Origin of the sequence: Mycobacterium sp. 852002-51057_SCH5723018 (genome assembly GCF_001667035.1) — a bacterium.
Taxonomy (GTDB): Bacteria; Actinomycetota; Actinomycetes; order Mycobacteriales; family Mycobacteriaceae; genus Mycobacterium.
On record NZ_LZIR01000061.1, the window covers coordinates 1 to 8,985 of the forward strand.

Here is an 8,985-nt window from a genome sequence, read left to right on the forward strand (position 1 = left end):
GCGCTGGGGCTAGCCCCAGCGCAGCGGCAGCGGCAGCGGTCCTACTTGCGGAACTCGGTGGCCGCCACCTGGACGAACACGCCGGTGTCCTCGGCCATCAGCAGGCCTCGACCACGGGGCAACGGGCCACCCTTCATCTTGCCGCGGATGAAGCCCTCGTCCGGATCGGCGTCCATCACTAGCAGCGGAGCGTTCGCCTGGTGCAGTGCCCGCAACATCGGGTCGCTGCCCGCCGACGACCAGCCGCCGAACGTGCGGGTGACGAACACATGCAGGCCCACATCGGACGCCCTGGTCACCCACGCGGCGGCCTTGTGCAGCGGCGAATCGAAGCCTGGGGGCAGCTGCTGGATGTCGTCGACGATCAGGAAGATCTCCGGGCCGCTCCACCAGGAGTGCGACAGGAGCTCTTGCGCCGACAAACCGGGCGGTGGCTCCCGGCTGGCCAGCAGCGCCGACATGTCGTTCATCATCGCCGACACACCGTCGAGGTTGTAGGCGAAGTTCTCGACATACTCGGAGCCCAGCACAGTCAGCAGCTGACGGCGTGGGTCGACCAGCCACACCTGGGCTGAAGGCTGCCCCGCCGGCGGCTTCGGTGCGCTCGATGACCCCGGCGCGTACAACCGGCCGATCTCGGACATGATGGTGGCCAGCGTCGTGGTCCGCCCACACTCGCGCCGGCCCGTCACCATCAGGTGCGCGTTCTCGGCGAAGTTGAGGTAGACCGGCGCCAGGTCCAATTCCGAGATCGCCCAGGCGATTCCGCCCGCACCCACGCCCTGGCGGGTGTCGCGGGCGGCCAGCTCGCGCACCTGCTCCACGCCGAACCGGGCCGGCAGACGGCGCACCGGCGGGGCCTGGCCGCTCGTGAGGCGGCTGACCGCTTCCACGATGCTGTCGGAGTGAAAGACGTTGTCGGGTGTGTTGGCCAGCGCGGGCCGGGCCACCAACGTGTGCAGGCCGGCCTGCGGGTCGGCGTCGAGTCGGACGTAGTTGACCGCAACCATGCCCCGTCCGGGCTTGACCGGAACCTCCTTGGCGAACCGGGACCGCACCAGCTTGGCGTCTTCCACCGCGGCCAGGCGCAACTCGACCCGGGAACCGAAACCGCTACGCACCGGCGGCCGCAGCTCCGATTCGCGGTCCGCGGTAACGACGACGTGCACGCCGAACGAGGGACCCTGGTTGATGATCAGGTTCACCTGTTCGATCAGCACCTCGTTTTCCTCGGCCAAGGCGCGGTAGTTGTCGATCACCAGATAGACGTCACCGAACACGTCGGGCACCGGGCCGGGCGCGCCGCCGAACTTGCGGCGCCGGAACACCTCCATCGAAGGAATTTGGTATTCCAGGAAGGTCCGCTTGCGCTCGCGCACCAGCGCCAGCACTTCGGCCACCGTACGGCGCACGCCGTACGGATCGGTCGGACCGACCACCTCACCGACGTGCGGCAGGCGGGCGACCGTGGTCAGCGCGGTGCCGCTATAGGCCAGGCAGTAGAACTGCACCTGCTCCGGCGTGTGGGTCAACGCGGCCGCGCAGATCAACGTCTGCAGCGCGGTCGTCTTGCCCGAGCCACCGGCACCCAGGATGAGCACGTTCCCGCCGCCGCCCGAGGTGTCGACCGTCCACGGCGGCTGGTCGTGCTTGAACGGGCGGTCGATGATGCCGATGGGGAACACCAGATCCCGCGCCGAACCATAATCCTGTTGCCACGGGTGGCCGAGGAACCTGTTGACCAGCTCGTCGATCGCGACGGGGTGGCTCAGCGGCGGCTGCCATAGCCGGTACGGCTCGAAGTCGATCCTGCGCAGCTGATCGATGATCACCGTGCCGACCTTCGGGGTCCTGATCCCGTCTCCTTCTTCCTCTTCGACCTCGATGGGCTGCACCTCGCCATTGCCGTTCGAGAGGGCCGCCGGCGACTGCACATCCGGTCCCCCGACGCTGACCTCCAGCGGGGTGAAGTTGTTCGTAAATAGCTGCGGGCGAACGTAATCGATGCTGTGCACCAATGCCGGAGATTCCTCGCCGTCGAGGGTGATCCCGCGGGCGATGTAGTCCCGCCACAGGAACTCGGCCTGGAACCGGACGATGTCTTCCAGGCTCCTGCGGAAGTAACCCAGACCAGCCTGGGCCGGCAGGTTCACCGCATTCGGCACGCCGGCCGCCTGCGCCGCCCCGGCGGTGCGAGCTTTCAGCACCAACCGGTAACCCATGTTCTCCATGAGCTTCTCGGCCCGGCTCTCGATGGTCTGCGATGCCATCATCAGGTGGATCCAGTAGGCGCGACCCTGACGCCCGATCGAGTCCAGCACGTCGACCGCCGTCGGCATGATGCGGAACCACTCGTAGAACTCGTCGATGACCACCACGAGCATCGGCAGCGGCGGCATGTCCTGGCCGCGGGCCCGCATCCTGGTGCGCACGGAGTTGTACTCCTTGGCGTCGTCGACACCGGCGCTGTCGCAGACCGCCTTGCGGCGGGCGATCTCGCCCCACAGCGCGTCGAGGAAGCGCTCCATCAGCGCCTGGTCCTCTTCCAGGTCGGTGATGATGCGCGACACGTGCGGCACACCCGCGAACGGCTTGACCGCCGACCCACCCTTGAGGTCGGCCAACACGAATTGCAGTTCCTCAGGCGGATGGCCGAGCATCAGCGATTCGATCACGGTTCGCACCAGCGTCGACTTACCCGAACCGGTCGTTCCGGACATGACGCCGTGCGGGCCATCCCCGCCCTCGTCCAGCGATTTCATGTCCAAGAACAGCAGCTCGCCGTTGTCGGAGCGGTTACCGAAGGGCGCCCGCAGGCGCGAGCGGCCCATCGTGTCGGAGCGGCTGCCCCACAGCGAGTCGAAGTCGATGTCGGCCGGATCGTCAATCCCGTAGTAGGACAGGATGTCCCGGGCGCCGATGTGGGCGACCCGCTGACCGATCTCTTCGTAGGCCTCGGCGAGGCGCCAGCGCGCCAGCTTCTGGCCGAACTCTTCCGCATCCGAGATGCTCAGGTGGTCGGTAAGGGCGAAGAACCACGGCTTCTCGTCGATCACCATCCAGGTGTCGCGGTCGCGGGGCAGCGCCTCGATCACGCCCCGCTCGTCGAACCGCAGGGTGCGCTCCGGCACGGATGACCACATCGCGGCGCCGGTCAGGTCGAAGAAGGTCACGCCGTCGATGCCTTCGGCGCTGATCACGTACTCCCACTGGGGATCGGTGACGTCGGCGACGATCACGGTGTGCGGCGTCGGGGTCTGCGCCGACGAGCTGGCGTGCCGGGGCGTGAAAGACCCACGGCCGGCGAACAATTCGGCTTGCTCCGCGGCGAACTCGCGCACCGAGCTGTAGACCATGCGCGCGTTGCCCGCCGCGTCCTGGCGCCGCGGGTCACCGAAGTGGGGAAGCCACTTCACCCAATCCCATTGCTCCAACTCCGAGCTGACCACGATCATCTGGACGTGGTCGGGCCCGTGCGAGAAGGTCAGCTGGCAGATGATGGCCCGCATCAGGCCCAGCACCTGCTCGCGCTCCCCGATCAGCGAGTACCAGGGCTCGACCAGCAGGGAGATCATCTTCGGCAGGTTGTAGACGACGCTTTGATAGCGCCCGAACTCCTGAAGCGCCTTACCGGTCACCGGCTCCAGCTCGATGTCGGTCGGCATGTTCTGGGGCTCACCCCAGGTCACCTCGGGACGCGTCATGCCCACGCCGACCCGCACCACACCGAAGTTGAGGTCCTTGCCGTCGGGCTTGCGTTCCCACATCCGCGACGACCCGACGGCGGCGGGCAGGGTGCTCGGCGCCGGGTGGAACCAGCGGTAGTTGGAATCCATGCTGTCGGCCGACTCGTGGGCGGTCTCACGCAGCATGTCCAGCATCAGCATGAACTGGGCGCGCATCGCGTCCAGCTTGGGCCGGCTCATCTGCTGCTGGCCGCCGAACCGGCCGCCGAACATCATCATCGCCACGCCGCCGATCATGAAAATCGGGAAGATCGCGCCCGCGCCGCCGAACACGTGCGAGCCGCTGGCGAAGGTCATCGAGACCATGCCGATCAGCAGGCCGACGACAAGGACGCCGACCACCACCAGCCACCAGGGCTTGCCCTCCGGCGGCGGGATGCTCAGCGGTGTCGGGAGGACAATGTTCTCCGGCTTGATGACCGGGGGCTTCTCCGGCGTCGGCCGCGCAAATCCACGTTTCACTTCGGTACCACCAACTCTGCAGGGGACATGTCCATCGGTAGGGTGTCGTGCTCCACTAGGGCGTCCGCTCGGGACAGGGTCGGACCCTGTGGCAGCAGCCGCAGCGCCACCCACGGCGCCAGGCTCGGTGCGCCCTTCAGGCCCAACGCCTCTCGGGCCTCGCGGGTGTCGTCCACCCCGAAGCGGGCGCCCGCGTCCGTCAGCCACCACAGCGATTCGGTGGTCTTGGCACCCGGATCGTTGCCGGTGACGGCCACGAAGTTGGCGTAGTCGGGCCCGAAGTAGACCTGGTCGGCCTCGCGGCCGGTGGTGTCGGCCTTCACTAGCGACACCACCCTGCTCTGCTCCTTCTGCGCGACCGGAAGGGTCGAGCCGGAAACGACCTGGATGCGGGCCCGGTTCTCACCGGAGGTCTTCTGCCACCACCAGCAGGTCGCCGGGTTTTCCCGGATGTCCATCACGTTCAGCGGGTTGTCCGGGTACGACGACAGGTCCAGCTTGTTGACCACCGGCATCTTCGCCAGCGAGGCCGGCTCCACGGTCACCGGCTTGATGCTGGTGCCCGGGCCGCCGGCGTTCTGCAGGATCTGGGCCACCAGCGGCGGCAGCGTCTGCACCCCGTCAGCCAACACCAGCGAATACTGTTGCGGCCCACTGATTTGCGGCGTGACGATCACCGTCCCGACGGGACCGGGCGCCCCCGCGAACGTCGCCGGGGATCCCGCGTTCGGCACCTCCGGCACTGTCAGTTCGGGTCCCACGGGCAGCGCGTCGAACAGGGCACGGCTCATGGGCTTGGCCATGCTGACCTGCTCCGGCGTCAAGCCCAGCGGCAACAACACCGAGCGGTTCATCGCGTCGATGCGCGACCGGCGTCCTTCGCGGATCACCCACGCGTCGCTGCCGTAGCTGAGCACCACGGCGTCCGACCCGTTCAACACCCGCCGGTGGCCGCTGAGGTCCGGGGTTCCGTCGATCACCGTCACGGTCACCCCGGACGGCGCGCCGACCCCGGTCGAACCCACGGTGTCGCACACCAGCCACGACGACGCGGGCGGGTTCTTGGGCGCGAAATTGGTCGGTGCACCCGGGATGCCCACCAGGGGGCCGCGGGGCAGGTTCGCGATCTGGCTGGAGCGGACCAGGTGCGGGTTGTCCGGCCGTCCCGTGATCAGCCGCGCCGACGCCAGGTTCAGCGCCGGGTACAACTTGTCACCCACGCGGACGTACAGCGCGCCGGAGTCCCGGTCGGCGATGATCGGCGACTCGTTGATCTGTCCCGACGGGCTGAGGAACGACCACAGCAGCGCACCCAGGCAGATCACCAGCGCCGCCGACACCGACGCCACGACGGCCAGCGTCTGACGCCGTCCCGGCTCGATCTCCATGCGGACCCGCCACCGGGTCAGCGCCATCGCGGTACGGCGGGCAAGGAACTGATAACCCGTAACCTGGGTCTTGGTCGACAACCCAAGGCCGTATCCCGACCCCCGCTGCCCGCGACTCTCTTCGGCCACGCTAATTCACCATCCGGTCTGTTAGAACGCCTGGATATTGTCCCTGAAGAGATATCCATGGCGCGAATTGCTTCGACAACCGTGACAACCGTAAGGGACCCGCGCGGACCCCGCTACGCGTTGCCCTGCGCGTTAACTTTTGTTCACATTCCTCTATGTAGACCAATCCGGTCTTTTTCAGGTCCGCCCGCCCGGCGCCCGGTGCCCGCGGCCGCACCCGCCGCTGAGCTGGCGTTTCTACTGTCCCCCACTGATCCCCCGGCTGGATTTTTCACGTCTTCAACGCATCGTAGCTGCGGTTGGCCGGCTCGTCCTGCTAACCGTCCAGCCCGCCGGGGCCGATTGGCGGAGCTCTCAAGCAAGATAGGCGGCATGACTGAGCTGGCGCCCTCGCTGGTCGAACTCGCCCGGCGGTTCGGCATCGCCACCCACTACGAGGACTGGACCGGCCGGCGAGTGCTCGTCGGAGAGGCCACGCTGGTTGCCGTGCTGGCCGCGGTCGGCGTCGCGGCCGGCACCGAGCAGGAGCGCAACGTCGCGTTGACCGCGCGGCTGCGGTCGTATTGGGAACGTCGGATGCCGCCGACCATCGTCGGGCGCACCGGCGAACCGATTCGGTTCTGGGCGCATGTCACCCACGGCGATCCCGCCGAAGTTTGGTTGCAGCTCGAGGACGGCACGGTGCGCGGCGGGGTGCAGCAGGTCGACAACTTCACGCCCCCGTTCGAGCTGGACGGGCGCTGGATCGGTGAGGCCAGCTTCCTGCTGCCCAACGACCTGCCGCTGGGGTACCACCGCGTGCATCTGCGCTCCGGCGACACCGAGACGAGCACCGCGCTGATCGTGACGCCTGACTGGCTCGGGCTGCCGGAGCAGCTCGGCGCCCGCCGGGCGTGGGGTCTGGCCGCTCAGCTCTACAGCGTGCGGTCCGCACAGTCCTGGGGCGTCGGCGATCTCACCGACCTGACCGACCTCGCGGTGTGGTCGGCGTGCCGCCACGGCGCGGACTACCTGCTCGTCAATCCCCTGCACGCGGCAGCGCCTACGGGCCCGGAGGCCCCAATGGAGCCGTCGCCGTACCTGCCGACATCGCGGCGCTTCGTCAACCCGATCTATCTGCGCGTCGAGGCGATCCCAGAATTCGCCGAGCTGACCAAGCGGGGCAGGGTGCGGCGGCTGCGGTCCGGGGTCCAAGAGCGAGCCGCCCACCTCGACGCCATCGACCGCGACAGCGCCTGGGCGGCCAAGCGGGCGGCCCTCAAGTTGCTGCACGAGGTACCGCGATCGGCGGGCCGCGAGCTGGCCTACGCCGCGTTCCGCGACCGCGAGGGCCGTGCGCTCGACGACTTCGCCACCTGGTGCGCGCTGGCCGACGAATACGGCGGCGATTGGCATCGCTGGCCACAGTCGCTGCAGCACCCCGACGCGTCCGGCGTCACCGGTTTCGCCGAACGGAATTCCGACGCAATCGATTTCCACCGCTGGCTGCAATGGCAACTCGACGAACAGCTCGCCTCGGCGCAGTCGCAGGCGATCCGGGCCGGCATGGCGCTGGGCATCATGCACGACCTGGCCGTCGGCGTGCACCCCAACGGCGCCGACGCCTGGGCGCTGCAGGACGCAATGGCGCTGGGCGTGACGGCCGGCGCGCCGCCCGACGAGTTCAACCAGCTCGGCCAGGACTGGTCACAGCCGCCGTGGCGGCCGGACCGGCTGGACGAGCTGGAGTACCGGCCCTTTCGGGCGCTGATCCGCGCCGTGCTGCGGCATGCCGGCGGCGTCCGCATCGACCACATCATCGGGCTGTTCCGGCTGTGGTGGATCCCGCAGGGCGTCCCACCCACCAAGGGCACCTACGTGCGCTACGACCACGAAGCGATGATCGGCATCGTCGCCCTGGAAGCCCATCGCGCCGGGGCGCTCGTCGTCGGCGAGGATCTCGGCACCGTCGAGCCCTGGGTGCGCGACTACCTCTTATTGCGCGGCGTGCTGGGCACCTCGATCCTGTGGTTCGAGCTGGACCGCGACGGAAACGGCGGCCCCTTGCCCGCCGAGCGGTGGCGGGAGTACTGCCTGTCGTCGGTCACCACCCACGATCTACCACCGACGGCCGGCTACCTGGCCGGCGACCACGTGCGGCTGCGCGAGTCCCTGGGCCTGTTGACCCGGCCCGCCGAGGAGGAGCTGGAATCCGACCGCGCCGAGTTGGCGGCGTGGATGGCCGAGCTTCGCCGGGTCGGCCTGCTCGGCGACGGTGACGACGACCCGGAACTCGTCATTCTCGCCCTGTACCGCTACCTGGGCCGCACGCCGTCGCGGCTCCTGGGGGTGGCACTGACCGACGCCGTGGGTGACCGCCGCACCCAGAACCAGCCGGGCACCACCGACGAGTACCCAAACTGGCGGGTCCCGTTGACCGGCCCCGAGGGCCGGGCAGTGCTGCTCGAGGACGTGTTCACCGATCGCCGGGCGGCCACCCTCGCCGAGGCCGTCCGCGAGGCCATAGCGCCCCCGGCATGAGCGCCGCCTGTTAGCTTCGGGATTCATGACGGCTTCCCTGAAAGTCGGGGTTCTGGGCCCGGTCGCCGACGGCGTCACCGCGGATCCCGAGTGGATGGTCAGCTTCGCGGGCCACCTGGAGCGGTGCGGGTTCGAATCGATCGTCGTGGTTGAGCACACCGTCCTGGCCACCAGCTACGACAGCGTGTATCCCTATGACAGCTCCGGGCGAGTCGGGTTGGCTCCCGACTGCCCCATTCCCGACCCGCTTGACCTGCTGGCCTTTCTGGCCGCCCACACCAGCACCCTCGGGCTGGCCACGGGCGTGCTGGTGCTGCCGAACCACCACCCGGTGGTGCTCGCCAAACGGGCGTCGACGGTCGACGCGCTCTCCGGCGGAAGGCTGAGGCTGTGCGTGGGCGTGGGCTGGCTCAAGGAAGAGGTCGAGGCCTGCGGAGCGGAGTTCGCCAGCCGGGGCAGGCGCGCCGACGAACAGTTGGCCGTGCTGCGGGCCCTGTGGGCCGAGCGGCCGCAAGGCGTGTCGTACCACGGCGAGTTCTTCGACTTCGACAACGTCATGTGCTATCCCAAACCCGTTGCGCGCGAAGCGCTTCCCGTTCACATCGGCGGACACAGCCGGGCGGCGGCCCGGCGCGCCGGGCGGTTGGCTGACGGCTTTCAGCCGTTGGGCGTGGCCGGACCCCCACGACCGGCGGGGGTGAACCACCAGCGCGACCACGCCGCCGCGGCGGGGGGGGGTG

4 protein-coding genes are annotated in these 8,985 nt (G+C 68.8%); 2 read left to right on the top strand and 2 right to left on the bottom strand.

Annotated elements, in window-relative coordinates:
* Nucleotides 1-41: 41 nt before the first annotated feature.
* Both eccCa and eccB read right to left on the bottom strand, forming a co-directional pair.
* Entirely contained in the window at nt 42-4,208 is a 4,167-nt protein-coding gene (gene eccCa / locus A5764_RS12460) for a type VII secretion protein EccCa (RefSeq protein WP_067113784.1), read from the bottom strand.
* Nucleotides 4,205-5,725, bottom strand: a complete 1,521-nt coding sequence (gene eccB / locus A5764_RS12465) for a type VII secretion protein EccB (RefSeq protein WP_067113786.1) — start codon at nt 5,723-5,725, stop codon at nt 4,205-4,207. The genes eccCa and eccB overlap by 4 nt, the downstream gene beginning before the upstream one ends.
* A 372-nt stretch (nt 5,726-6,097) precedes the next feature.
* Here eccB and malQ point away from each other — a divergent pair, with 372 nt between their 5' ends.
* Nucleotides 6,098-8,245, top strand: a complete 2,148-nt coding sequence (gene malQ / locus A5764_RS12470) for a 4-alpha-glucanotransferase (RefSeq protein WP_067113788.1) — start codon at nt 6,098-6,100, stop codon at nt 8,243-8,245.
* Between the two features lie 37 nt (nt 8,246-8,282).
* On the top strand, nt 8,283-8,985 hold a 703-nt coding region (locus A5764_RS12475; RefSeq protein WP_067113790.1), incomplete at its 3' end, for an LLM class F420-dependent oxidoreductase.